The organism is Erythrobacter sp. HKB08 (assembly GCF_004114695.1).
Classification (GTDB): domain Bacteria; phylum Pseudomonadota; class Alphaproteobacteria; order Sphingomonadales; family Sphingomonadaceae; genus Parerythrobacter_A.
This window is the reverse complement of sequence record NZ_CP035310.1, coordinates 52,476-76,011: the sequence shown is the minus strand read 5'-3', so window position 1 is coordinate 76,011 and position 23,536 is coordinate 52,476. Positions and strand designations below refer to the sequence as shown.

Genomic DNA, 23,536 nt, shown 5'->3' with positions numbered 1-23,536 from the left:
TCCTCCCGCACACCGTCAGACCCAAGGAACGCCCGACCCATGAGCCGAGCCAAGACCCGCAATTTCCTCGTCCTTTGCCACCTCTGGCTCGCTGGGCTGCTCGCGCCGCTCTTCATCCTCGTGGCGACGACTGGCGGCGCCTACCTGCTCGGCCAGAAGGGCGAAGTGGTCGAAACGCCGATCGACGTTCCTGCCGGCACGGTCCTCGATCCCGAATCTGCGACGGTAGAGGCCGACATTCGCGCAATCGCCGAGGCCAACGGGCTCGATATCGATTTCGAAACGCTGCGCACGCGGCCCGGATCGATTACCACGCGTCCCACGACCCGCGACTACGTGTCCTTCAGCCAGGGCGACGATGGGACATGGACCGGTACCTACAACCAGCCGAACTTCGTCTACCGCATGATCGAGCTGCACAAGGGTCACGGCCCCGCGACCTTCCGCATCTACCAGATCCTTGCCGCACTCAGCCTGCTGCTGGTGGTGATCGGCGGGCTCGTCGTCGGCTTCATGGCGCCGGGCTATCGCAAGAAGACCGGCTACTCGCTCGCTGGCGGCACCGCGGTCTTCGTTCTCCTCGCCTTCGTGCTCTGACGACAGGCGAGAGGTTCACGGGCCGGCCCGGCAATTCCAGCGACCAAGCGCGCTTGCCGACCGGCCCGCTGCCTTCTAGGGGCGGCATATGACCAAGAAAGATCACGAACTTACCGGCCGCAAATTCTACGGGGCCGAACAGGAAGCGCAGTTTTCCGACACCGGCGCGAAAGAAACGCCGCAGACACAGCACCCGGCATACAAGCTGGCCTTCCGCGACACCGATTTCATGCTGCGCGACGAGCTGCGCCCGGTGCGCTTCCAGCTCGAACTGCTCAAGCCGGAAATGCTGCTCGACGAAGCGGGCGTCGGCTCGACCCTCGTCATGTACGGCTCCGCCCGCATTCCCTCGTCCGAAGAGGCCGAGGCGCTGGTGAAGGCTGCCGAGGGCAAGGACGAATACGAACAGAAAGTCGCGGCCAACCTCGCGGCGAAGGCCAAGTATTACGACGAGGCGTACAAGCTCGCCAAGATGGTCAGCCAGAAGGCGATCATCGAGGATGGCAAGCGCCAGTTCGTCATCACCACCGGCGGCGGCCCCTCGATCATGGAAGCGGGCAACCGCGGCGCAAGCGATGCAGGCGTCGAATCGATCGGACTCAACATCGTGCTGCCGCATGAGCAGGCGCCCAATTCCTATGTGACGCCGCACCTCTCGTTCCAGTTCCACTACTTCGCGCTGCGCAAGATGCATTTCCTGCTGCGCGCCCGCGCGGTCGCGGTCTTCCCGGGCGGCTTCGGCACATTCGACGAGTTCTTCGAGCTGTTGACGCTGATCCAGACCGGCAAGATGAAGCCGATCCCGATCATCCTGTTCGGCAAGGACTTCTGGACCCGCGTGGTCGATTTCGAAGCGATCGCGGAAGAAGGCACGATCAGCCGCCGCGACCTCGACCTCATCCACTGGTGCGAGACCGCCGAGGAAGCCTGGTGCGAGATCGCCGACTTCTACGACCTCTCCTGCTGACCTAGTCGAGCGAACGGACCGACTGGTGACCCAGCGGTCCGTGACCACCTCCGAAGCCCGGAGCGGCCTCGATCGCGCGGCGGACGAACTGCCGGGCGAGCCGCACCGCATGTTCCATCGACTGACCGTGCCCGAGCAGGGTCGCGACGGCGCTCGAAAGGGTGCAGCCGGTCCCGTGGGTGTGCTCGGATACGATCTTCGCGTCCTCGAAGCTCGCGGTGCGCCCGGCAGGATCGACGAGAATGTCGGTCACGCGCTCGCCCTCCAGGTGCCCGCCTTTCGCCAGGACGGCGGTGCCGAACTTCTCCGACAGGTCGTGCGCTGCCTGTGACAGGACATCGCGGTCCGCAATGCTCCGGGCGAGCAGCGCTTCGAGTTCGGGCAGGTTCGGAGTGACGAGGGTTGCCCGCGCCATGAGCTCGCCGAAAATCGCGATTGTCGCCTCGTCGGCGAGGGCGGAGCCGCTCGTTGCCACCATGACCGGGTCGAACACCACCGGCCCCTCGAAGCCGTCCAGCGCTTTGAGCACGCCGCGCGCGATATCTTCGCCGCCGAGCATGCCGATCTTCACCGCGTCCGCACCGATGTCGTCGAGGCACGACGCGACCTGCTTCCAGACGAATTTTGCCGGCAGGGCTTCGACCTCCTGCACGCCGAGCGTATTCTGCGCGGTGACGGCTGTGATGGCGCTCATCGCGTAGCCGCCGAGCATGGTGACGGTCTTGATGTCCGCCTGGATGCCCGCACCGCCGGAACTGTCCGACCCGGCAATGGCGAGGATACGCGGCGGCTTGCGTTCGCTCATCCCTTGAACTTGCGCTCGCTCGACGGGGGGAACTTGTCGTGCAGCTTTTTCGCGCGCGTCGGCCGGTCCATCAGCTCGCCGCCGCAATTCGGGCAGCGATCGTCGAGATCCTCGGCGCATTCGGCGCAGAAGGTGCATTCGAAGCTGCAGATGAAGGCGCCCGGCGCTTCTGCCGGAAGGTCGGTGCCGCAGCGTTCGCAATCGGGGCGCATTTCGAGCATCAGGCGGCGCTCCTTACAGCGTCGCAGATCGTGTCGACCACGCGCTCGACCTGCGCGGCATCGTCGCCTTCGGCCATGACGCGGATCTTCGGCTCGGTGCCCGAGGCGCGGATGACGAGGCGACCGGTGCCTGCGAGTTCGGCTTCGGCATCGGCAATCGCCTTCTTCACGCTCTCGGCTTCGAGCGGGGAGCTGCCTTCGTATTCGACGTTCTTGAGCAGCTGCGGAACCGGGTCGAAGACATGCAGCAGTTCGCTCGCCTTCTTGCCGGAACGCACGAGGCTCGCGAGCACGCGCAGGGCTGCAACCGTGCCGTCGCCGGTCGTGCCGTGGTCGAGCAGGATCATGTGACCCGACTGCTCGCCGCCGACGTTGAAACCGCCTTCTTTCATGCGCTCCAGCACGTAGCGGTCGCCGACCTTGGTCCGTTCCAGTGTCAGGCCGAGGCTTTCCATGTAGCGCTCCAGCCCGAGGTTGGACATGACCGTCGCGACAAGGCCGCCGCCCGAAAGTTCGCCCTTTTCCGCCATGCGGGTGGCGATAAGGCCCATGATCTGGTCGCCATCGACCGTCTGGCCCTTCTCGTCGATGACGATCAGCCGGTCCGCATCGCCGTCGAGCGCGATGCCGATGTCGGCGCCCTCCTCGATCACCTTGGCCTTGACCGCGTCGAGCGCGGTCGAGCCGACCTTGTCGTTGATGTTCGTGCCATCGGGCGAGACGCCGAGGGTGATGACTTCCGCGCCCAGTTCCCAGATTGCGCTGGGGGCGACCTGGTATGCCGCGCCGTTGGCGCAATCGACCACGACCTTGAGCCCGTCGAACCGCGTCTGGTCGCTGACCGACTGCTTCACGGCGTGGATGTAGCGCCCTCGCGCATCCTCGATCCGGCGGGCTCGGCCGATCTCGTGATAGGGGACGAGCGTCGGCTCCTGCTCGATCAGGGCCTCGATCGCCAGTTCCGCCTCGTCCGACAGCTTGAAGCCGTCCGGGCCGAACAGCTTGATGCCGTTGTCCTTGTAGGGATTGTGGCTCGCCGAGATCATCACGCCGAGGTCGGCGCGCATCTCGCGGGTCAGCATGGCGATGGCGGGTGTCGGCAGCGGGCCGGTCATGACCACGTCGACGCCGACGCTGGTGAAGCCGGCGACCAGCGCGCTCTCCATCATGTAGCCGGAAAGGCGCGTATCCTTGCCGATCACGACGCGGTGGCGATGGTCGCCGCGCTGGAAGTGGGTGCCGGCAGCCTGCGCGACGCGCATGGCCATGGCCGCGGTCATGGCGCCCCTGTTGGTCTCGCCGCGAATGCCGTCGGTGCCGAAAAACTTGCGGGTCATGAAAGAAAACTCGTCCCTTTTGGTCTCGCCGGATGGCGGATGATTTGCCACGGGCTTCTGGCGCGATTAGGCGGCAAAGAAAAGAGGAGCATGGCGATTTGACCGACAAGGGGGCGAAAGACGGCCCGGCTGCGATCAGTGCACCGGTCGAACTGGTGACCATCCGCCTGCCTGTCTGGTGGACGTTCGGCGCGCTTATCGCAGGGCTTCTGGCGGGGCTGGTCCTGTCGGACAGCCCGCTGTTGCCCGATATCCTGACATTCACGGCACCGGTCGGCACGCTGTGGCTGCGTGCATTGCAGATGACGATCATCCCGCTGGTCGCCGCGCTGTTGGTGCTCGGCATATCGCAGATGGCGCAGGCCGCGCGTGCCGGTGCCGTGGCAAGGCGGATGCTGGCGCTGATCCTCGGCGTGCTCGTCGTGAGCGGCCTTATCAGCGCGATCTTCATGCCCCTGCTGCTGAGGGCCGCGCCGATCCCTGAAGCTGCCTCTGCAATGCTGCTCGCCGAGGGGCTGGAGGCTCAGCAAGTGCCCGAAATCGGCGATTTCGTCGTTTCGCTCATCGCGCCCAACCTCGTTGCAGCCGCTACCGAAACCGCGATGCTACCGCTCACGATCTTCTTCGCGCTGTTCGCAGTAGCGGTCGCGCGCCTGCCGGAAGGCCAGCGCGCCACGCTGACAGGCTTCTTCCATGCGCTCGCCAATGCGATGCTGACAATAATCGGCTGGGTCCTGTGGATCGCGCCTGTCGGTGTTTTCGCGCTCGCACTGGGCGTTGCGGCGCGCGCTGGAGGCGGAGCTTTCACCACGCTCGCGCACTACATCCTCGTCGTATCGGCAATGGGCGGGCTGGTGCTCGTGGGCGCCTACCTGCTGGCGATATTCGGCGGACGCAAGAACCCCGTGTCGTTCGCCAAGTCGATGATCCCGGCCCAGGCGGTCGCGGTTTCGACGCAGAGTTCGCTCGCAAGCCTTCCCGCCATGCTCGACAGCGCCAAGCGCTTGGGCCTGCGCGATGCGACGGCGGATTTCGTCCTGCCGCTCGCAGTGGCGATTTTCCGCGCGACCAGCCCGGCTATGAACATGGCGGTCGCGATCTATGTCGCGCATCTCGCAGGGGTCGAGCTCACCCCGACCGCGCTCGCGGCAGGGATCGGCGTCGCAATCATCATCAGCATCGGCTCGGTCAGCCTGCCCGGCTCGATCAGCTTCGTCGTCTCGATCGGGCCGATCGCGCTCGCGATGGGCGTTCCGGTCGAGCCGCTCGCCCTGCTGGTCGCGGTCGAAATGCTGCCCGACATCATGCGGACATTGGCCAATGTCACCATGAACGTCGCCGTCACATCGACGGTCGACAGATCGGCCGCCGACTAGAGCGAACTTGCTGCAACCCTTTCAGGCGCTATGCGTTGGGCCAACAAGACCACTCGAATCACAAAGGGAGTAACCATGGCTTTCGAACTCACCCCGCTACCCTATGACGATACCGCGCTCGAACCGGCCGTTTCGGCCGAGACGCTGAGCTTTCATCATGGCAAGCACCACCAGGCCTATATCGACAAGACCAATGCGGCGATCGAAGGCACCGACCATGCCGACAAGTCGCTCGAGGAAGTGATTGCGGCTGCGCGCGGCTCGAACCAGGGCCTGTTCAACAACAGCGCGCAGAGCTGGAACCACGGCTTCTACTGGCACTCGATGGCCGGCGAGAGCACGGCCCCGTCGGACGAACTCAAGTCGATGATCGACGAAGCATTCGGCTCGGTGGACGAGCTGATCTCGCAGCTGCAGGATCGCGGCGCCGGCCACTTCGCAAGCGGCTGGGTCTGGCTCGCGGAAAAGGGCGGCAAGCTCTCGATCGAGGAAACGCATGACGGCGACACGCTCGCCGACAGCGACTTCAACCCGCTGCTGACGATCGACCTGTGGGAACACGCCTACTATCTCGATCACCAGAACAAGCGCCCGGCCTATCTCAAGGCCGTGACCGAAGAGAAGCTCAACTGGGCCTTCGCTTCGGAGAACCTCGCGCGCGGCTCGACCTGGAGCTACTCCGGCTAAGCTGGACGACATTGAACGAAACGGCCCGCCCGCTCCTGCAGCGCGGCGGGCTTTTTCTTACCCGGTCTGCTCGCCCTCGCGCCCGTCGCCGAGCGCCATGAGATTGGTCGCGAAGAGCGGTTCGCCGAAGATAAACCCGACGAGATTGGGTCTTCCGACATGGTCGAAGAAGGCTGTCAGCATGAGCAGGATCGGCACTGAAAGCAGCGCGCCGAATACGCCCCAGACCCACGAGAAATAGCTGAAGGCGATGAGGATCATCACCGGGTTCATCGTAAAGCGCGCACCGAGGATGGACGGCGTCACCACATTCGCCTCGACCGTATGCAGGCCGAGGTAGGCCGCTGCCGGGATCAGGCCCAGCACAACGGTGTCGGCAGTGCCGATGCCGAACAAAGTCAGCAGGGCGGTCATCGCCAGCGGCCCGATGTAGGGGATGAAGTTGAGCAGCGCGGCAAGCCCGCCCCACATGATCGGTGCATCGACGCCGAGCAGCCATGCGCCGATTGCGACGACCACGCCGACGCCTGCGTTGATCCACGCAACGGTCAGGATATAGGCCGCGACCCGGTCCTGCACCTCGCGCATGACGCGCGCGGCCTTGATGCTCGAGCCGAATGAAGCCCGGTCGAACAGCAGGTGACGGCGCAGGCGCACGCGGGCCTCGATCATGAAGAAGGCCATGAGGAAGGTCAGCAGCACTTCGAGCAGTACGGTCGGAGTGGCGACTGCCACGCGCTGGAAAAAGGACGGGCCGGCAAGGACGACTTCGTTCGCGCCGGGATTGCCCATGACGTCCATCATCCGCTCGTTCATCCGCGCAAGCCAGGCGAACTCCTGCTGCAATTCGGCAAAGCGCTGGCCGACCCGGTCGACCATTTGCGGCAACTCGTCGAGCAGCGTGCCCGCAGGCTGCAGGATGACCGCGAAGGCGAAAAGCAGGATGATGAGGAAGGTCAACAGGGCGAGCAGCGAGGCGAGGACATTGGGCAGGCCCCATTCGCTCAGCTTGTCGGCCAGGGGCGAAAGCAGGATCGTCAGGACGATGGCCGTCGTCAGCGGCAGGAAAACCACCGAGCCGATCGACAGGACGAAGGGCAGGGCAAGGAACAGCCCGATACCGATCAGCACCACCAGCGCCGAGATGAGGCGCAGCTCCTGCTCGGCGAAGGCCATGCGGCGGCTGCCGGTGCGCGGCGGCTGCGCGCTCCCGCTTTGCTGGCTGGGATTGTCCTGGCTCGGTGTCATCGCAGCCTACTGTGCAGCGGGCCGTGCCTTACGGCAAGCGGCCCACCACGGATTGGACAGCTTTTCAGCTTCTTGCCGCTTCGCCATTGCCGGCAGCGACTTCGTCCAGCTCTTCGAGGATTGCGCGATGCGCGCTCTCGTCTTCGAGCGAGCGTTGCGGGATATCGCCTTCGGACAGCATCGTGTTGAGCGCGGCGCGAGCGCGGCCCACGCGGCTCTTGATGGTGCCGATCGCACAGCCGCAGATTTCCGCCGCCTCCTCGTAGGAGAAGCCACCCGCACCGACGAGCAGCAGCGCCTCGCGGCGTTCGGGCGGCAGGGTGAGCAGCGCGCGGTGCAGGTCGGAGAGGTGCAGCGGCTCTTCCTGGTCGGCAGGAGCGGTCAGGATGCGCTCGGCAACCGTCTCGTCATACTCGCCGCGAAAACGGTTGCGCCGCATGTCGGTAAGGTAGGCATTGCGCAGGATCACGAAGGTCCAGGCGCGCATGCTGGTGCCCGGTTCGAACCGGTCCTGCGCGGCCCATGCCTTGAGCATGGTTTCCTGCACGAGGTCGTCTGCCATGTCGGGGCGACCGCACAGGCCGCGCGCAAATGCACGCAGATGCGGCACGACCTCGGTCAGCTCTCTCTTGAAATCGGCCTTTTCGGAGGCCGTCCGTTGCTGGGCAGCCATTACTTGTCGTCGTCCAGCTTCGACAGGAGATCCTTGAAGCTGTCGGGCAGAGGCTCGTCGACGACGGAATCGTAGAATTTGCGCAGCCCGTTGGCCCATTCGGGCTTGGCCGCGCCTTCCTTCATTCCCTCTTCGACCTGCTTCTTGCCGGTCCCGCCAGATGCTTTTTCAGGCTCCATGCCCAGTACGATCCTTCCAGTTTACCCCTGCATCGGTTCCTTCATATCCGACGCGTGTGCCGAATTGTGGAACGATGCCGCTATTATATGGTTCCCTGCTTTACGATGTTCGTGCCCTTGGTGAAGAGTGGGTCTGGGGAACTGATAGGCCAAGCGATTGGAAACCGAAGCTTATCCTGAGCGCCGTTCGCGGCGACTGCTGATTGAATATCCGCGGGCAGTGCCGATTGCGCTGTTCCTTTTGGTATCTGCGATTACCGCGCTCAGCGTTTTCGCGATCGAAACGGGCGAGCACGAGCGCGAAGAAGCGCAGATGCGCGAACGGGCGCAGGCCATCGCCTCTGCCATCGAGCGTCGCGGTAACAGCGCGTCGGCCTACCTGCGCGCGGGCTCCGCCTTGCTCAGCGCGGGCGAAGATGTCGATCCGCTGGTATTCCAGAGCTTCGTGACCCAGCTCCAGCTCGACAGCGATTTTCGCGGCGCGGAAGGGATCGGCTGGGCGCGCCGCCTGCGCCCTTCCGAGGTGCCCGAATTCGAAGCGCGTCTCTCGGCGATCACACCCGGCGACTACAATGTCTATCCGACGGCCGAGGAAGGCAGGGACCAGCTCGTGCCGGTCACCTTCCTGCAACCCGATACCGAACGGAACCGGCGCGCGGGCGGCTTCGACATGTATTCCGAACCGACCCGGCGCGAGGCAATGGACGATGCGGAGCGCAGCGCGCGCCCGACGGCTTCCGGCAAGATCGTGCTGGTGCAGGAGGGCGTCGGATCGGATCCGGGATTCCTGATCTACATGCCGGTCTTCCAGGAAGGGCGAACGCCGCGACGCCTGAAAGGGTTCATCTACAGCCCGTTCAATGCGCAGGAATTCCTCTTTTCCGCGCTCGAGCTCGAAGGGCGCGGGGACATGGGGCTGCGCCTTTACGACAGCATGATCGCGCCCGACCGGTTGCTCGCCGAAGTCGCACCCTCGCAGGAGACCGGCAATACGCTGACCGAGCCTGTCCGTATCGCGCAGCGTAACATGATCCTAGAAGTGGAGAGCACGCGCGGCGGATCGCTTTCGACATTGTCGATGCTGACCCTGCTGTTCGGCCTGCTCGTCGCGACGCTGCTGATGGTCGTTGCACGGCTGCTGACCCATCAGGCCCGCGAGGACCGCGCATCGCTCGACTGGCTGGCCGAGCAGAACTCGATCCGCAATTCGCTCACGCGCGAGCTCAATCACCGCGTCAAGAATACGCTGGCGAATGTCTTGTCGATCGTCGCCCTGACCCGCCGACGGGCGAACTCGCTCGATGAATTTGCCGACAGCCTCGACGGGCGCATCAGGGCGCTTTCGGCGACCCACGACCTGCTGACCCAATCCGAATGGGGCACGACGCCGATCAGGCAGGTGATTACCGCCGAACTCGCTCCCTATGCGCAGGACGGCGAGAATGTGCTGCAGCTCGAAGGTCCGGAAGTCGAACTGGCGCCCAACGATGCGCTGTCCTTCGGTCTCGCCCTGCACGAGCTGGCAACCAATGCCGCCAAATACGGCTCGCTCAGCAAGCCGGGCGGCACGGTGTCGGTCAAATGGAGCCTCGTCGATACCGATACCGCGCGTGTCGACTGGCAGGAGGCGGGCGGCCCGCCGGTGCCGCCGGAAGCAGAGCGCTCGAGGGGCTTCGGCACCGATCTCATCGAGAAGATCGTCGCCCATGAATTGCGTCACCCGGTCCAGCTCGACTTCAACGAAGACGGTGTGCGTTGCCGCCTGCTGGTCCCGATCAGGCGCCCGAGCGAATTCGCATTGCGCGCCCGCAAACACGAAAAGTCCGGCAACTAGGCCGGACTGATCGTTTCTCGAATTGTCGAAAACTTGGCGGCTCAGCCGACCGGCCGGCTCGATCCGAAGAACAGTGCCTGGCTGATCGCGGTGCGCACCGTGGCTTCCTGGAAAGGCTTGGTGACGAGGTAGGTCGGCTCGGGCCGGTCGCCGGTCAGCAGGCGCTCCGGATAGGCTGTAATGAAGATCACCGGCACACTGTCGATCGCGAGGATGTCGTCCACCGCATCGAGGCCCGAGGAACCGTCGGCCAGCTGGATATCGGCGAGCACGAGGCCCGGCGTCTTGTCCGCAACGACTTCCTGCGCCTGCGTACGCGTGGCAGCCGTGCCGCACACTTCGTGGCCGAGCGATTTGACGAGATCTTCGAGCTGCATCGAAATCAGCGGTTCGTCCTCGATGATCAGAACGCTGGTGCTGGATTCGCGGTCGATCTCCTCGATCGCCTCGGCAACCATCCCTTCGACATCCTGCTGGGACAGTTCCATGATGTCGGCAGCCTCGGCAGCGGAGAAATCTTCGAGCGTGGTAAGCAGGAGCGCCTGCCGGTTGAGCGGCGTCACGCGCTTGAGGCGGTCCTGAACGGCGACTTCATGTCCCATCCCGGCTTCCTCGGCCTCGACGTCGAGATAGGCCGAAGACCAGACCTTGTTGAACGCGCGGTACAGCGGGACGCGGCCGGCAGAAAGCGACTGCTTGAGCTCATCGTCAGCGAGCGCCGCTTCGAGCGTAGCGCGGACGAATGCGTCTCCGGTTGATTGCGACCCCGTGAGGGCGCGGGCATATCGGCGAAGATACGGCAGGTTTGCCGCGACTTGTTCCCCAAGCGACATAGAATCCCTTCCAATTGGTGCGCAGGTCGAACGCCTGCGCGCAGGTTAAGTTCCTCGGGACGGCGCAATTTTGTCGGCGGCAATTGTCCTTCGCGTTTTCAAACGCTTGCAAGGACGGCTGGTAGGAGGGGAGTGCCGCCAGCCAAGAAAAAAGAATCCCTGTTTTTCAAGCATATAGAAGTAGTGCGAAAATTTTCTCACGGTGGTGGGAACTGACTGTTCGGTCGGCCATTTTCTTTCATGTCACCGCCGAGACCCCCCTCCCGTCCAAGCGGCTGGTGATACGATCCCGAAAGGCCTCCAACCCCCACAAGAGGGTTGGAGGCCTTCTTTTTCTAGGGTCGGAAATCGCCAAAAACCGCGCTGAACCGCGTCGTTCCCCCTTATACAAATCAGCTGAATTGGAAGTCAGCGCCTCAGCGAGGCAAGCAGGCCCTTGGGCGCGCTGCCGCAGACGGCATTGATCAGCTGCTCGTGCGAATAGGGCTTTTCGAGCAGGGTGCCGAGCTTGGCGATCTCCGGCGGAATATCTGCCGGGGCGCCAGTCGAGAACACGATCTTGGGCGGCCGCGGGCCGACTTCGTGGACCAGCTCTGCAATCGCCCAGCCATCGTCGCGATCGGCGAGGTAAACGTCGAGCAAGATCGCATCGGGCTTGGCCGAACGCAGGTGGACCAGCGCATCCTCGGTCGTGGTGACGATATCGACCTGCTTCGCGCCCGCGCCGGTCAGCGCGTCCTGCGCATCGAGCGCGAGAACGGTGTCGTCTTCGACGATAAGGACCGAACCGATTTTGCGGTTGCGAGGCATGTGTGGACCAGGATCCCGAGTGAAGCCCGTCGAATACGGGCGTGGTTGCCTAGCAACGCGGGTTGGCCGAGTGCGTTCCTCGCCAGCGAGGGATCAGAGCGCTTTTTCGTAGATCGCGTATTCGCGATTGACCTTGCTCTCGATCGCGTCGGCGATTGCCATCATTCCCTGGTTGTCGTCGAGGATCCAGCCGATCTCCGCCCGCTCGCTGCCATATTCGCGCGCGGCATGGTTGCGGATGTCGCTGATCATCATGAAAGCGAGCTGGCTGGCGAGGCGCGAATTGTGCAGTTCCTTGAGGACGCCCATCAAAGGCACGCGCATCCCCGCCCTGGTCGGCTTGCGCAGCCAGCGCAGCAGGTGGAACCAGCCGAAGGGGAAGAGCTTGCCGTCGATCCGCTTGAGCACGTCGTTCACGTCCGGGAAGGTCAGCATGAAGGCGACGGGCTTGCCGTCGAGTTCGGCAATGCGGTTGATCTGCGGCTTGATGATCGGCTTCAGCTTCTTGCCGGCGTAGGCGATTTCCGCCTCGGTGAAGGGCACGAAGCCCCAGTTGTTCGACCACGCATCGTTGAGGATGTGCAGCACGGTCTGCACCTCCTCGTCCCAGCGCTTGAGGTCGACCGGTCGAATGCTGATCCGCTCGTTGCGCTCGCCCGACGAAACGATGCGCTGGATCAGCTTGGGAAAATCGTGGCTGACATCGAGGTCGTAGGTCATCAGCGTCTTGGCAAGCGAATAGCCCTGTCCCTCGATCCAGGCCTGGTAGCTCGCCGGATGGTGCCCCATCATGATCATCGGCGAATGGTCATGCCCGCGCACCAGCAGGCCCGGCTCCTCCCAGATCGAAAGCGAAATGGGCCCGAGAACGCGGGTCATGCCCTGTTCGCGCAGCCAGCCCTCGGCCTTCGCGAGCAGCGCGGCGCCCACCGCTTCGTCTTCCGCGTCGAAATAGCCGAACATGCCGGTGCCCGGGCCCATGCCCTGCTCGCGCGGCAGTTCGAGCGCGAGTTCGTCGATATGGGCCGAAATGCGCCCGACCGGCTTGCCGCCGCGATGGGCCATGAACAGCTGGACCCTCGCATGCCCGAAGAACGGGTTCTTGGCCGGATCGATCAGCTCGAGCATTTCGCTGCGGATCTGCGGCACGCTATGCGGCGTTTGCGCGGCGAATTGCCTTCCGAGATCGACGAAGGCGGCGCGCCCCTTCTTGTCGCTTACGGGGGTAATCACTATCTGGTCGCCGTTCACGCGGGATATCCTGTTCAGCAAAGGTTCGACCTCTGTGTGATTATCCGCCCGTGTCAAGCAAGCCACTCGATTACTCTTGCCAACAGGACTGATTTGTCCTGACTGCCCGTTTTGCGGTAAAGCGCCCCCGAAAACCGGACCTGGAGCCATGGAACAGACCATCGAACCTGCCACCTCATCGCGCGAGAACGCGCCGCGGGCGACCCGCGCGCAGTTCCTGGCGACTGACGACAAGGCGATGCTGCGCGCCGCGCGCGACCTGACGAAGGACATCGCGACGGCCAAGGGTCGTATCTACTGGCCGGACATGCTCCTGTCGGCAGGCGTCGGCTATGCCGCCATGGCAGGCGCGATCCTGGTCGACAGCGTCCCGCTCGCCATTGCACTCGGCATCGTGTCGGCGCTCGCGCTCTACCGCGCGCTGATGTTCATTCACGAGCTGACGCACATCCACCGCAACGCGCTGCCCGGTTTCCGCCTGTGGTGGAACATCCTCGTCGGCATCCCGATGCTGGTGCCGAGCTACATGTATGAAGGCGTGCACACGATCCACCACAAGCGCACGCAATACGGCACGGTCGAGGATCCGGAGTATCTCCCGCTCGCCCTGATGAAGCCGTGGAGCCTGCCGCTCTTCGTGCTGGTCGCGCTGCTCGCGCCGGTCGCATTCATCGTGCGCTGCGCGATCCTGCTTCCGCTTGGCGCGGTATTCCCGCCCATTCGCAAGCTGGTGTGGGAGCGTGCGTCTGCCCTCTCGATCAATCCGGAATTCCGCCGCCGCGCGCCGGAAGGCGAAATGAAGCGCCGCGTGTTCTGGCAGGAAGTCGGCGGCTTCGTCTGGTCGTGGTTGCTGATCGGGAGTGTCTTCGCCTTCGGCTGGCGCCCGCTGCTGATCGCGCTGTCGATCGTCTCGCTGACCGCGGTGCTCAACCAGCTTCGCACGCTTGTCGCCCACCTGTGGGAGAACGAAGGCGAGCCAATGACTGTCACCGCGCAGTTCCTCGATTCCGTCAACGTCCCGCCGCCGGGTATCGCTGCGGAAATCTGGGCGCCGGTCGGACTGCGCTACCATGCGCTGCACCACCTGATGCCATCGATGCCCTACCACTCGCTGCCCGAGGCGCATCGCCGCCTCAAGCGCGAACTCGGCATCAATTCGACCTATGACGGGGCGAACCACCCGGGCATGGCGCATCTTGTTGCACGCATCGCGCGCAGCACCATGACCAAACGCGGCTGAACACCCTGGCGCCCGCTAGTTGGCGGGCTGGATTTTCCCGGACCGCTTGTCGGCTGCCATCGCATCGACCTGCTCGTCAGCACCGCCTTCGGCAGAGGTGTTCACCGGTGCAGGCACGTCCTCGTCGGCGCTGTTGGCCACGGGCGAGGGCAGCTCTTCTTCATAAGCGGTATCGGCTTCCGGCTGCTCCTGGCTACAGGCGGCGAGCGCGAGTGCGAAAACAGGGGCCAGCGTTGCTAGACGGCGCATGGGAAATCTCCTTCGGTTGCCCGTTAGACGCGTGATGGACCGGCGATGTTCCGCCCGTCAATCGAGGAAGCGGATCATCGCACAGCGGCGCTCTGCCGGCAGGCCCGCCGCAACCGCGCCTTCGAGCGATTGTGTCAAATGCGGCCGCCCCTCGAAATTCTCGACCTCGACGAAGCCATGGCGCGCGTAGAAAGGCGCATTCCACGCGATGTCGCGATAGGTGCTCAGCGTGATGGCCGAAATCCCGCTGTTGCGCGCATCGATGGCCAGCGCCTCGAGCAAGGTCGATCCGATCCGCTTGCCCTGGTGCGCGCGCATCACGCTCAACTCGTGCAGGTGGAGATCGCGCCCGACGCGCCCCGCAGCAGCGAAACCCACCACCTCGTCGCCGACCGTCGCACTCAGGCAATGTCCGCGGGAGATGACCTTGCGGTAGTGATCCGCCGTTCCCGAAGGCGGGACAGGGACACCCTCCAGCGAGGGTTCTTCTTTCAGGAGCGTCGCCGCGTCCTCTTCGACCGCATGGAAACTTTCGGCATCACCCGGCCGGGCAAGGCGGATGTGCCAGTCGCCGCTCATTCCTCGGTCCGGATGAGGACGGTCTCGCCGATCAACAGGAACAGGAAGAAGGGCGCCCATGCGGCGAGGAAGGGCGGATAGCCGCCGAAGCTCCCCATCGCGAGCGCGGCATTATCGACCACGAAATAGGCAAAGCCTAGCGCCATGCCGATCACCGCGCGCACGAACAGCCGGCCCGATCGCGCAAGGCCGAAAGCGGCGATGGAACCGAGAAGCGGCATGAGGAATGCCGAAAGCGGTCCGGAAATCTTGTGCCACCATTTCGCGCGTAGCTCGCTCGTCCGGCGACCGACCGCTTCGTAGGCGTCGATCGAGCGCGAGAGTTCGAAGAAGTCCTGCGCATCGGCATCGACCTTGTCGAGCTCGATCTGCTGCAGGCTCAGCGTCTCGCCGACGACCATGTCCTCAGCCGTCCCGCTTGTCGCGGCATTGACGTCGAAAGTCTCGATACCCTCGAGCTTCCAGCCTGGCGCCGCATAGGTCGCGCGTTCGGCGCGCACTTGCTGAGACAGCATGCCCTGCGGATCGCGGCGATAGAAGGTGACGCCTTCCATGCGCGTCGCCTCGCCGCTGCCCATCAGGCGCTGGGCCATGAGGATATTCGCGCCGTCGGTGAAATAGACATTGCTCTGCTCGCCGGAATCCTCCGGCACGGGGCCGAACTCGTTGCCCTCCCATGCCTTGAGGGTCGCGGTGGCTCGCGTCACGACGCGCTCGTTGAAAGCGAAGCTGATGACCGAGACGACCGCGGCGGTCAGCAGCAGAGGTGCGAGCACCTGGTGGGCGGACAGCCCGGCTGCCTTCATCGAGACGACTTCGCTGTTCTGGTTGAGCGTCACCAGCGTGATCAGCGTCGCGAGCAGTACCGAATAGGGCAGGAAGCGCGATATCAGCTGCGGGATGCGCAGCGCGACATAGGTCCACAGCTCGCCCTGGCCATTGCCTTCGACCGCGAGGATCTCGCCGCTCGTGCCGAGTAGGTCGAGCGCCATCAGGACGAGGACGAGCACCGCGAGCATCGCGACGATGCGCACAATGAACATCTTCGCCATGTAGAAGGTGAGCGTGCGGGAGGGGAAAAAGTCTAGCTGCATGGAACCCTATTCAGCCGGAGCCACCCTTGCCTCGCGCCGCCTTGGGCGGAACAGTGCGCGGATCTTCTTCGATAGCTTGGCGAACCACGTCTCGAGCGCGCCGATCGCCTGCCCGCCGGGCACGAACGCGACCCGGTAGTACATCCACAGGATCAGCGCGGCGAAGAGGAAGAACGGCCCCCACAGGGCAATGATCGGATCGACCCTGCCGAGCGCGGCGATGTCCTCCCCGTACTGGTTCACCTTGTGATAGGCGACGACCATCACGACCGAGACGAACACGCCGAGTGCGCTGGTAGATCGCTTGGGCGGTATGGCTAGGGCAACTGCCAGGAGCGGCATCAGCAGCATCATCACCACTTCGACGAGGCGGAAGTTGAAACTCGCCTGGCTCGCGTCGCGCTTCTCTTCGGTCGTGTTGTCCGACCAGCCGATGCGCAAGAGCTCGGGCAGGATGTATTCGCGCTCGGCATCGCCGCGCGCGCGGAATTCCTCGATCGCCGGAAGGTCGATCGGCAGGTCGTGGCGGGTGAAGGTGAGGACACGCGGCGTCTCGTCCGTGCCTCCGGTGTCTTGCACGATGGTTCCGTCGGTCAGGCGCAGGATGATCGTGTCCGGGCTGTCGCTCGTCGCGAGGAAAGCCCCTTCGCGGGCCGAGATCGACAGGACCTGTCCCTTGGAATTGGCAACGCGCGCGAAAATGCCCTTGAGGCGGCGGCCATCGTCCTCGCTCTCCTCGATACGCAGCGCCATGCGGTCGGCCAGCGTGGTGAATTCGCCGACCTTGATCGACGCGCCGAGCGCACCGGAGCGCAGCTCGTATTCCAGCTGCTCGTAATAGTAGCGGCTGACCGGCTGGATGTAGAACACCAGCGCGACATTCACCGCCATGAGGATGAGGGTGATGATGTAGGGCACGCGCAGCAGCCGCCCGTATCCGAGGCCGACCGCGCGAAACACGTCGAGTTCGCTGGTGGTAGCGAGCTTGCGGAAGGCGAGCAGGATGCCGAGCAGCAAGCCGAGCGGGATGGCGAGGCTCGCATATTCCGGGATCAGCGCACCGAGCATCTTGAACACGACGCCGATCGGTCCGCCTTCTACGGCCACGAAATCGAACAGGCGCAGCATCTTGTCGAGCAGCAGCAGCGAGGCGGCAATCGCGAATACGGCGGTCATCGGCAGGATGACGAGCCGCAGGATGTACCGGTCGATCGCTGGGAGAAACTTGAACAAGGGCCTTGCGCTTCTTCTGGTTGCCTGAGGCCCCCTAGCGCGAAAATCCGCGCGGGTCATGCCCTAAGCCGTCGCGTGACGGGAAAGCTACCAGAAGCGGCTGCCGGGGATGCCCTTGAACGGTCCCGCCTCGTAGCGGGAAATCCATCCGCCGTAGAAGCCGCCGGGCTGCGGCGTGACCTGTTCGCCGTCGACGAGGCACTGCTCGAACGGTTCCGGATAGAAGGCGAGGTAATCGCGGATCGGGCGGAATGCGGGCGTGGGATCGGGATAGCTCCATGCCGCCGCCTCGATACGGTCGTCGCCGATCGCGACGTCCCAGTAGCGCGCCTGCCCCTTCCATTCGCACAGGCTGCGCCGCGCGTTGGGTTCGAGATGCTCGGCCGCGATATCTTCGGGCGGGATGTAATAGGTCGGCGGGTGACTCGTCTCGAGCGTGCGCCATGCCTTGCGCGTATCGACCAGCGTCACGCCGCGATGGATGATCTGGATGTGCCGATCGGTCGGCTCGCAAATGGCGGGGCGGGGATAGTCCCAGACGCTTTCCTGCCCGGGACCGACGGGATCGGGTTCGGGATGGCCGATCAAGCCTGTCGCCTCACGCCTTTTCGAGCGTGCACTGCAGCGGGTGCTGGTTCTGCCGGGCGAAGTCCATCACTTGGTTCACCTTGGTCTCGGCAACTTCGTAGGGGAAAATGCCGCAGACGCCGACGCCCTTCTGGTGGACGTGCAGCATGACGCGGGTCGCCTGCTCGAGATCCATGCGGAAGAAACGCTTCAGGACCATCACGACGAATTCCATCGGCGTGTAGTCGTCGTTCAGCATCAGCACCTTGTACTGGCTCGGCTTCTTGGGCTTGGTCCGCGTCTTGGTCGCGATACCGACCTGGCCTTCGCCCTCGTCGTCGCCCGCACCCTCGCCTTCGCCGGCCGCGAGCGGCAGGGCGTCGTCGAGGATCAGATGGGGCGGGACATGCTGCATGGTCGCGTCAATATCGTATGGTTTTGCTCTGGCGCAAGGGTATGCGCGCGCCATTCGTCTTGCACCAATGCCTTTGCGGCAAATTGGTTCACGAAAAGAAAATGGGCTGGACGGCGAACCGTCCAGCCCAGTGGAATTCTGGCCGGGAAAGGGAGAGGAGAGACCCGGCTCAGAAACCCGTTCGCTCGGCTCAGGCGGCCTTGCGAACCTTTTCCATAGCCAGCGAGAAGCGGCTCGAAAGCGGTGCGAAGCTGTCGTTGGCCAGCTTGACCCATGCTTCGGTGGTCTTCGAGACCTGAGCGACAGCAGCGTCGAAATTGCGGCTGGCGAGCTTGCCCTGCAGCTGGACGAATTCGGTCGGCGACTTGACGGCAGCCATTTCCTTGACGTCGGCGGTCACGGTTTCGGCAGCGGTCTTCGCGTCGGCGATCTGGGCCTTGGCGATTTCCTGGACGCCGGCGGCGTAGATCTTGGCCGATTCGACGACTGCTTCGGCGTTGCCCTTGGTGAATTCACCCATTTCGGCAGCGAGTTCGCTACCCTTGTCGTAGGCAGCCTTGGCGCGTTCCTGAGCGGTCGCGACGCCAGCCTTGAGCTGTGCGGTCATGTCTTCGGTCTTGGTCTTTGCTTTGGTCATGATGGTTTCCTTCGTGGGAGTCTTGGCGGCGGTGGCGGCTTTCTTTGCAGCCGGCTTGCGCTTGGGCGCAGCCTTCTTCGCCACGGTCTTGGTGGAAGTCTTTTTCTTGGCAGGAGCAGCCTTCTTCGGCGCTGCCTTCTTCGCAGCGGCCTTCTTCGGTGCTGCCTTCTTGGCGACCGGCTTGTCGGCCTCGACAGCCTCGGCGACCTTCGCGATGCTTACTTCATCGCTCTTCGCCTCGGCCTTTTCGGCAGATGCCTTTTTCGCTGCGGCTTCGGCGTATGCCTTTTCCGCTGCTGCGTCGATCTTGCTTTCCGGCTTGGTAGCCATGATGCTCTATCCTGTGCGTTGCGCGGGGGATGCCCGCTTGTTGCAGTGCACAAAATAGATATTGCGGCCGCGAAGTCAAGGGATTTTTGTGCAGTGCACAAAAAGATGCTTCCACGTTGTTATCGCTGGAAAATATCCGCCTAGCGAGTCTTCACATAGCGCCCGGGTGCATCCTCGATGACCGTGTCACCCTTGCCTCCGGGCTTGCGCTTGCCCTTCGCCTGGACCTTCGCGTCGTCCTGCTTGTGCAGCCATTCGAGCCAATGCGGCCACCAGCTGCCCGGATGCTCTGTCGCGCCTTCGACGAATTCGCCGAGCGAGGACGCGTCGCTGTCCCCGGTCCAGTACTGGTACTTGTTGGCAGAGGGAGGATTGACCACCCCGGCAATATGGCCCGAGCCTGCAAGCAGGAAGGTCACGTCACCCTTGAAGTGGTCGGTAATCCGCCAGACGCTTTCTGCCGGCGCGATATGGTCTTCCTTGCCTGCCTGGACATAGGTCGGTGTCTCGACCCGTGTCAGGTCGATCGGCGTGCCGTCGGCCGACAGGGCGTCGCTCTGCACCAGCTTGTTGTCGCGGTAGAGGTCGCGCAGATAGGCTCCGTGCCACTTGGCGGGCAGGTTGGTGACGTCGCCGTTCCAGTGCAGCAGGTCGAAGGCCGGATAGTCTTCGCCCAGCATGTAATTGTTGACGACGTAGTTCCAGATCAGGTCCTTGCCGCGCAGCGCATTGAAGGTGGCGGCGAGATAGCGCCCGTCGAGATAGCCGTCGGGCGAAAGCTTGCCGATCATCTCGAGCTGCTTGTTGTCGATGAAATTGAGCAGTTCGCCCGCGCGCTCGAAATCGACCTGCGCGGTGAAGAAGGTGGCCGACTTGACCTTCTCCGCCTCGTCGCGCCGGGCGAGGATCGCCAGGGTCGCGGCGAGCGTCGTCCCGGCAACACAATAGCCGATGGTGTGGACCGACGGAACGTCGAGCCGCTCGCGCACATGGTCGATCGCGTCGATCTGGGCCCGGATATAATCGTCCCACACGACGTCGCGCATGCTCTCGTCGGCGGATTTCCAGCTGACGACGAAGACCGTGATACCCTGGTCGACCGCCCATTTGATGAAGCTCTTCTTCGGCGTCAGGTCGAGGATGTAGAAACGGTTGATCCACGGCGGGAAGATGACCAGCGGGACTTCCAGCACTTCCTCGGTCGAGGGGCTGTACTGGATCAGCTGGTAGATCGGCGTTTCGTGCACGACCTTGCCCGGCGTCGCGGCGAGGTTCTCACCCAGCGTGAAGGCGTCCGCATCGGTGTGGGTGAGCTGGCCGCGCTTCAGATCGTTGATGAGGTGCTGCATCCCCTTCACGAGGTTCTGCCCGCCCGTTTCGATCGTGCGCTTGAGCACTACCGGGTTGGTCGCGAGGAAATTGTCCGGGCTCATCGCCTCGAGCAGCGCCTGCGTCGCGAACTTCAGCTGCGCGCGCTTGTCTTCCGGCACGCCCTCTACCTCTTTGGCGGCGTGCATGAAATAGTCGGCGAGCATCAGGTAGGTCTGGTGGAGCAGCGCATAGGCGGGGTGTTCCTGCCATGCCGGGTCGGAGAAGCGGCGGTCCTTGCGCGGCAGCTCGGGCGCTTCCTTCGCCTCGCCGCTCGCCTGGCCGAGCATAGTCCCGAAGACGCCCTGCCACAGGTCCATGCTTTCCTGCATCAGCTTCTGGAACGCCTGCGGGGCGGCAGCCGTCTTCGGCGCCCAGCCTTGCGTCATCGTCATCCACTGCATCGGATCGAGCGGATTGGCGCTGCCCTGCTGGCTTGCCTTTTCGCTGAGGAACTGCATCCACATGCCCTGCAGCTGCTGCGCGGTGGCGGCCCATTGCGCGGCCTCGCTACCCGGCGCGGCCGCCGCGAGACCGGGGGTGAACTGCGCGAACATTTCCCGCATCGCCTCGCCCTGAAGGTCGAAGAAAGTGCCGAACGGGTCCTGCTTGTCACTCATCTCGCTGTTCCCCAACATGGATTTCATTCCGCAATAGCGAAAAGCGCATTCCCCCGCGAGGATGAATCGCCTAGGATTCGTATGCGCAGAGAAAGACGCCTGCGCTTGGAGGAACGATGAATACCGACTTTTACCGCATGAAGCGCCTGCCGCCTTATGTCATCGCAGAAGTGAATGCGATGCGGCACGCGGCGCGCCAGGCGGGCAAGGACATCATCGATCTCGGCATGGGCAATCCCGACCAGCCGCCACCGCAGCATGTGATCGACAAGCTGTGCGAAGTCGCGTCAAAGCCCGATGCGCATGGCTATTCGCAGTCGAAGGGCATTCCCGGGCTGCGGCGCGCGCAGGCGAACTATTACGGTCGCCGTTTCGGGGTCGATATCGATCCGGAGCGCGAAGTGGTCGTGACGATGGGCTCGAAGGAAGGGCTCGCCAGCCTTGCCACCGCGATCACCGCACCCGGCGACGTGATCCTCGCACCCAATCCGTCCTATCCGATCCACACTTTCGGTTTCACCATTGCCGGGGCGACCATCCGCTCGGTCCCGACGACGCCTGACGAGAATTACTGGAAGAGCCTCGATGCGGCGATGGCCTTCACCGCCCCGCGGCCGAGCGTGCTGGTGGTGAACTACCCCTCGAACCCGACGGCAGAGGTGGTCGACCTCGCCTTTTATGAACGGCTGGTCGACTGGGCGCGCGAGAACGAGGTCTGGATCCTGTCCGACCTCGCCTATTCCGAGCTCTACTACGACGGGAAGCCGACGCCCTCGATCATGCAGGTGAAGGGCGCGAAGGATGTCGCGATCGAGTTCACCTCCATGTCAAAGACCTATTCCATGGCCGGCTGGCGCATGGGCTTCGCGGTCGGCAACAAGGATTTGATCGCGGCTTTGACCCGCGTGAAATCCTATCTCGATTACGGGGCCTTCACCCCGATCCAGGCCGCTGCCTGCGCTGCGCTCAACGGGCCGCAGGACGTGGTCGAGGAAAACCGGCAGCGCTACCAGCGTCGCCGCGACGTGATGGTCGAGGCATTCTCGCGTGCCGGCTGGGACATCCCGCCGCCGCCGGCGAGCATGTTCGCCTGGGCACCGCTACCTCCGGCGCTCAAGGACATGGGTAGCCTCGAGTTTTCCAAGCAGCTCCTTACCCATGCCGAAGTCGCGGTCGCACCGGGCGTCGGATATGGCGAGCAGGGCGAAAGCTTCGTGCGTATCGCGATGGTCGAGAACGAGCAGCGCCTGCGCCAGGCGGCACGCAACGTGAAGCGCTATTTCGCATCGCTCGGCATCAACACGAGTGCAGCCTGAACCAACGCGCGTTTGGCGCGTTTGATTAACGCGAAGCGCTGGTTTATCTAAATGCACCCGCGCAAAGGAGGGTAGGATGTCCACGGGAGCTTCACCGAAGCTTACCGAAAAGCAGCGAGCGGTGCTCGAGGCGATCGACAAGCGGCAGCCGATCAAGGCGATTGCCGCGGACATGGGCGTGTCCGAAACCCGCATCAACCAGCATATCAAAGCCCTGAAAGACAAGTACAATGTCGCCAGCCTAACTGAGCTGGTGCAGACCTACAGGGCGCAGGAAGGGATCTCTGAAGACCCCTTAAGAAAACCTGCATGCACAAATTCTCACCTGCCAAACGAATCGGAAAACGATGATCACGGTTCTCGGGTCGACCCCGGCGAGATCGTCTTTTCCGATGCGCGTCACGTCCTCATCGACGTGCCTTGGTCAAGATCCCGGGAGCCGGTGGTCGTCCCCGCGGCGCTCGATGGCGATAATGCCGTCCTGTACCGGCTTGCCGTGATGATCGGGATTGCCTTTGGCACCATTGCCCTGGTCATCCTGATCGTCACGGCCTCTTTGAGCCTCAGTACGGTGATGGACGGCAAGGCCGAAATCCGCGCGGAAAATATAGAGCAGTCTGCCTGAGCGATCGGACTGCCGCATGGCAGAAGGATTGCCGCAATGTCGAACCGCAAGCACGCAGATGCCCTCAACATCAGGAAGCTGATCCGCGAGGCCGAAGGCCTGTCGGACGAACTCCTCCTCACTTGCGCGCGCCTCAAGCAGGCGATGATCGCAGCACGCCAGAACCCGGAAGTTCCGGTCCACACCGGCCAGGCTGCACTGATGCGCCTCAACCAGGCCGAAGGCGATGCACTGGCAATGTCGACGAGCCTCTTGCGCGTCCATGACGAGCTGAGCAAGGTGGCCCGCGTACACGCCGGCGACGACCCGGGTGTCGAAACCGTCATCCCGTCCGCTGCGCTCGGCCACGAACAGGCTGCAGGCAGCGCGCGCATCGTGGAGGAGGCTGTAAGCTGACCTTTCTCGAGTTCTGGAACGAGTATCGTGCCCTTGCCTATTTCGGATC

The 23,536-nt window shown here is 63.8% G+C and carries 26 protein-coding genes; 9 read left to right on the top strand and 17 right to left on the bottom strand.

The annotated features are described in order from the left end of the window. The first annotated feature begins 39 nt into the window (after window positions 1–39). Together EO245_RS00320 and EO245_RS00315 are read left to right on the top strand one after the other, a co-directional pair. Window positions 40–597, top strand: coding sequence for a hypothetical protein (locus EO245_RS00320; RefSeq protein WP_128891063.1), 558 nt, complete (start codon window positions 40–42; stop codon window positions 595–597). A gap of 88 nt (window positions 598–685) precedes the next feature. Continuing rightward, complete coding sequence (locus EO245_RS00315) at window positions 686–1,564, top strand: LOG family protein (RefSeq protein ID WP_128891062.1); 879 nt, start codon at window positions 686–688, stop codon at window positions 1,562–1,564. 1 nt (window position 1,565) lies between these two features. On the opposite strand, the gene thiD is transcribed toward EO245_RS00315, so the two are convergent. Genes thiD through glmM form a run of 3 tightly spaced genes read right to left on the bottom strand, consistent with a single transcriptional unit; the run spans window position 1,566 to window position 3,927 of the window. Then, complete coding sequence (gene thiD, locus EO245_RS00310) at window positions 1,566–2,369, bottom strand: bifunctional hydroxymethylpyrimidine kinase/phosphomethylpyrimidine kinase (protein ID WP_128891061.1); 804 nt, start codon at window positions 2,367–2,369, stop codon at window positions 1,566–1,568. Then, entirely contained in the window at window positions 2,366–2,590 is a 225-nt protein-coding gene (locus EO245_RS00305; RefSeq protein WP_128891060.1) for a DUF1272 domain-containing protein, read from the bottom strand. The genes thiD and EO245_RS00305 overlap by 4 nt, the downstream gene beginning before the upstream one ends. Next, complete coding sequence (gene glmM, locus EO245_RS00300; protein WP_128891059.1) at window positions 2,590–3,927, bottom strand: phosphoglucosamine mutase; 1,338 nt, start codon at window positions 3,925–3,927, stop codon at window positions 2,590–2,592. The genes EO245_RS00305 and glmM overlap by 1 nt, the downstream gene beginning before the upstream one ends. 98 nt (window positions 3,928–4,025) lie before the next feature. Here glmM and EO245_RS00295 point away from each other — a divergent pair, with 98 nt between their 5' ends. Further along, window positions 4,026–5,303, top strand: a complete 1,278-nt coding sequence (locus tag EO245_RS00295) for a dicarboxylate/amino acid:cation symporter (protein ID WP_234026911.1) — start codon at window positions 4,026–4,028, stop codon at window positions 5,301–5,303. 75 nt (window positions 5,304–5,378) lie between these two features. Further along, a complete protein-coding gene (locus tag EO245_RS00290) occupies window positions 5,379–5,990 on the top strand; it encodes a superoxide dismutase (RefSeq protein ID WP_128891057.1) in 612 nt (203 codons plus the stop codon). A 57-nt stretch (window positions 5,991–6,047) separates the two neighbouring features. On the opposite strand, the gene EO245_RS00285 is transcribed toward EO245_RS00290, so the two are convergent. From EO245_RS00285 to EO245_RS00275, 3 genes are all read right to left on the bottom strand, one after another. Then, window positions 6,048–7,238 carry an AI-2E family transporter gene (locus tag EO245_RS00285; RefSeq protein WP_128891056.1) on the bottom strand — a complete coding sequence of 397 codons (1,191 nt, stop codon included), beginning with the start codon at window positions 7,236–7,238 and terminating at the stop codon, window positions 6,048–6,050. Window positions 7,239–7,302: 64 nt separating this feature from the next. Further along, window positions 7,303–7,911, bottom strand: coding sequence for a sigma-70 family RNA polymerase sigma factor (locus EO245_RS00280; protein ID WP_128891055.1), 609 nt, complete (start codon window positions 7,909–7,911; stop codon window positions 7,303–7,305). After that, the gene (locus EO245_RS00275; protein ID WP_128891054.1) at window positions 7,911–8,090 is read right to left on the bottom strand and encodes a NepR family anti-sigma factor; all 180 of its coding nucleotides are present in this window, start codon (window positions 8,088–8,090) and stop codon (window positions 7,911–7,913) included. The genes EO245_RS00280 and EO245_RS00275 overlap by 1 nt, the downstream gene beginning before the upstream one ends. Before the next feature lie 220 nt (window positions 8,091–8,310). On the opposite strand from EO245_RS00275, the gene EO245_RS00270 reads away from it, so the two are divergent. After that, complete coding sequence (locus EO245_RS00270; protein WP_128891053.1) at window positions 8,311–9,924, top strand: CHASE domain-containing protein; 1,614 nt, start codon at window positions 8,311–8,313, stop codon at window positions 9,922–9,924. Between the two features lie 41 nt (window positions 9,925–9,965). Here EO245_RS00270 and EO245_RS00265 read toward each other — a convergent pair whose 3' ends face one another. From EO245_RS00265 to EO245_RS00255, 3 genes are all read right to left on the bottom strand, one after another. Next, window positions 9,966–10,757, bottom strand: a complete 792-nt coding sequence (locus EO245_RS00265; protein ID WP_128891052.1) for a response regulator — start codon at window positions 10,755–10,757, stop codon at window positions 9,966–9,968. Between the two features lie 408 nt (window positions 10,758–11,165). Next, a complete protein-coding gene (locus EO245_RS00260; protein ID WP_128891051.1) occupies window positions 11,166–11,567 on the bottom strand; it encodes a response regulator in 402 nt (133 codons plus the stop codon). A 93-nt stretch (window positions 11,568–11,660) separates the two neighbouring features. Next, a complete protein-coding gene (locus tag EO245_RS00255; RefSeq protein WP_370246162.1) occupies window positions 11,661–12,800 on the bottom strand; it encodes an N-acetyltransferase in 1,140 nt (379 codons plus the stop codon). A gap of 166 nt (window positions 12,801–12,966) precedes the next feature. Here EO245_RS00255 and EO245_RS00250 point away from each other — a divergent pair, with 166 nt between their 5' ends. Beyond that, window positions 12,967–14,058 (top strand): fatty acid desaturase, encoded by a 1,092-nt coding sequence (locus tag EO245_RS00250; protein WP_128891049.1) that lies wholly within the window; start codon window positions 12,967–12,969, stop codon window positions 14,056–14,058. A 15-nt stretch (window positions 14,059–14,073) separates the two neighbouring features. Here the strand turns inward: EO245_RS00250 and EO245_RS00245 are convergent, their stop codons facing one another. The 8 genes from EO245_RS00245 to EO245_RS00210 form a co-directional block, all read right to left on the bottom strand. Further along, window positions 14,074–14,307, bottom strand: coding sequence for a hypothetical protein (locus tag EO245_RS00245; RefSeq protein WP_128891048.1), 234 nt, complete (start codon window positions 14,305–14,307; stop codon window positions 14,074–14,076). A 57-nt stretch (window positions 14,308–14,364) separates the two neighbouring features. Beyond that, window positions 14,365–14,886 (bottom strand): GNAT family N-acetyltransferase, encoded by a 522-nt coding sequence (locus tag EO245_RS00240; protein ID WP_164931226.1) that lies wholly within the window; start codon window positions 14,884–14,886, stop codon window positions 14,365–14,367. Next, entirely contained in the window at window positions 14,883–15,980 is a 1,098-nt protein-coding gene (lptG, locus tag EO245_RS00235) for an LPS export ABC transporter permease LptG (protein ID WP_128891046.1), read from the bottom strand. Before lptG ends, EO245_RS00240 begins: the two co-directional genes overlap by 4 nt. A gap of 6 nt (window positions 15,981–15,986) precedes the next feature. Next, window positions 15,987–17,213, bottom strand: coding sequence for an LPS export ABC transporter permease LptF (lptF, locus tag EO245_RS00230; RefSeq protein ID WP_234026910.1), 1,227 nt, complete (start codon window positions 17,211–17,213; stop codon window positions 15,987–15,989). Between the two features lie 87 nt (window positions 17,214–17,300). Next, the gene (locus EO245_RS00225; protein WP_128893387.1) at window positions 17,301–17,798 is read right to left on the bottom strand and encodes a DUF427 domain-containing protein; all 498 of its coding nucleotides are present in this window, start codon (window positions 17,796–17,798) and stop codon (window positions 17,301–17,303) included. Window positions 17,799–17,811: 13 nt separating this feature from the next. Then, on the bottom strand, window positions 17,812–18,195 hold the full coding sequence (gene clpS / locus EO245_RS00220; RefSeq protein WP_234026909.1) for an ATP-dependent Clp protease adapter ClpS: 384 nt from the start codon (window positions 18,193–18,195) through the stop codon (window positions 17,812–17,814). Between the two features lie 190 nt (window positions 18,196–18,385). Continuing rightward, window positions 18,386–19,162, bottom strand: coding sequence for a phasin family protein (locus EO245_RS00215; protein WP_128891044.1), 777 nt, complete (start codon window positions 19,160–19,162; stop codon window positions 18,386–18,388). A gap of 140 nt (window positions 19,163–19,302) precedes the next feature. Then, complete coding sequence (locus EO245_RS00210; RefSeq protein WP_128891043.1) at window positions 19,303–21,150, bottom strand: alpha/beta hydrolase; 1,848 nt, start codon at window positions 21,148–21,150, stop codon at window positions 19,303–19,305. 116 nt (window positions 21,151–21,266) lie between these two features. Between EO245_RS00210 and EO245_RS00205 the strand changes: the two genes are divergently transcribed. From EO245_RS00205 to EO245_RS00195, 3 genes are all read left to right on the top strand, one after another. Then, window positions 21,267–22,466 carry an LL-diaminopimelate aminotransferase gene (locus EO245_RS00205; protein WP_128891042.1) on the top strand — a complete coding sequence of 400 codons (1,200 nt, stop codon included), beginning with the start codon at window positions 21,267–21,269 and terminating at the stop codon, window positions 22,464–22,466. A gap of 76 nt (window positions 22,467–22,542) precedes the next feature. After that, the gene (locus EO245_RS00200) at window positions 22,543–23,091 is read left to right on the top strand and encodes a LuxR C-terminal-related transcriptional regulator (protein WP_128891041.1); all 549 of its coding nucleotides are present in this window, start codon (window positions 22,543–22,545) and stop codon (window positions 23,089–23,091) included. Window positions 23,092–23,127: 36 nt separating this feature from the next. After that, on the top strand, window positions 23,128–23,487 hold the full coding sequence (locus EO245_RS00195; protein WP_128891040.1) for a hypothetical protein: 360 nt from the start codon (window positions 23,128–23,130) through the stop codon (window positions 23,485–23,487). Window positions 23,488–23,536: the final 49 nt, after the last annotated feature.

Bases quoted from the DNA above. Each gene is read 5' to 3' on its own strand.
- EO245_RS00320 (WP_128891063.1), top strand. From the start codon at position 40: ATGAGCCGAGCCAAGACCCGCAATTTCCTCGTCCTTTGCCACCTCTGG.
- EO245_RS00315 (WP_128891062.1), top strand. From the start codon at position 686: ATGACCAAGAAAGATCACGAACTTACCGGCCGCAAATTCTACGGGGCC.
- thiD (WP_128891061.1), bottom strand. From the start codon at position 2,369: ATGAGCGAACGCAAGCCGCCGCGTATCCTCGCCATTGCCGGGTCGGAC.
- EO245_RS00305 (WP_128891060.1), bottom strand. From the start codon at position 2,590: ATGCTCGAAATGCGCCCCGATTGCGAACGCTGCGGCACCGACCTTCCG.
- glmM (WP_128891059.1), bottom strand. From the start codon at position 3,927: ATGACCCGCAAGTTTTTCGGCACCGACGGCATTCGCGGCGAGACCAAC.
- EO245_RS00290 (WP_128891057.1), top strand. From the start codon at position 5,379: ATGGCTTTCGAACTCACCCCGCTACCCTATGACGATACCGCGCTCGAA.
- EO245_RS00285 (WP_128891056.1), bottom strand. From the start codon at position 7,238: ATGACACCGAGCCAGGACAATCCCAGCCAGCAAAGCGGGAGCGCGCAG.
- EO245_RS00280 (WP_128891055.1), bottom strand. From the start codon at position 7,911: ATGGCTGCCCAGCAACGGACGGCCTCCGAAAAGGCCGATTTCAAGAGA.
- EO245_RS00275 (WP_128891054.1), bottom strand. From the start codon at position 8,090: ATGGAGCCTGAAAAAGCATCTGGCGGGACCGGCAAGAAGCAGGTCGAA.
- EO245_RS00265 (WP_128891052.1), bottom strand. From the start codon at position 10,757: ATGTCGCTTGGGGAACAAGTCGCGGCAAACCTGCCGTATCTTCGCCGA.
- EO245_RS00260 (WP_128891051.1), bottom strand. From the start codon at position 11,567: ATGCCTCGCAACCGCAAAATCGGTTCGGTCCTTATCGTCGAAGACGAC.
- EO245_RS00250 (WP_128891049.1), top strand. From the start codon at position 12,967: ATGGAACAGACCATCGAACCTGCCACCTCATCGCGCGAGAACGCGCCG.
- EO245_RS00245 (WP_128891048.1), bottom strand. From the start codon at position 14,307: ATGCGCCGTCTAGCAACGCTGGCCCCTGTTTTCGCACTCGCGCTCGCC.
- EO245_RS00240 (WP_164931226.1), bottom strand. From the start codon at position 14,886: ATGAGCGGCGACTGGCACATCCGCCTTGCCCGGCCGGGTGATGCCGAA.
- lptG (WP_128891046.1), bottom strand. From the start codon at position 15,980: ATGCAGCTAGACTTTTTCCCCTCCCGCACGCTCACCTTCTACATGGCG.
- clpS (WP_234026909.1), bottom strand. From the start codon at position 18,195: ATGCAGCATGTCCCGCCCCATCTGATCCTCGACGACGCCCTGCCGCTC.
- EO245_RS00215 (WP_128891044.1), bottom strand. From the start codon at position 19,162: ATGGCTACCAAGCCGGAAAGCAAGATCGACGCAGCAGCGGAAAAGGCA.
- EO245_RS00210 (WP_128891043.1), bottom strand. From the start codon at position 21,150: ATGAGTGACAAGCAGGACCCGTTCGGCACTTTCTTCGACCTTCAGGGC.
- EO245_RS00205 (WP_128891042.1), top strand. From the start codon at position 21,267: ATGAATACCGACTTTTACCGCATGAAGCGCCTGCCGCCTTATGTCATC.
- EO245_RS00200 (WP_128891041.1), top strand. From the start codon at position 22,543: ATGTCCACGGGAGCTTCACCGAAGCTTACCGAAAAGCAGCGAGCGGTG.
- EO245_RS00195 (WP_128891040.1), top strand. From the start codon at position 23,128: ATGTCGAACCGCAAGCACGCAGATGCCCTCAACATCAGGAAGCTGATC.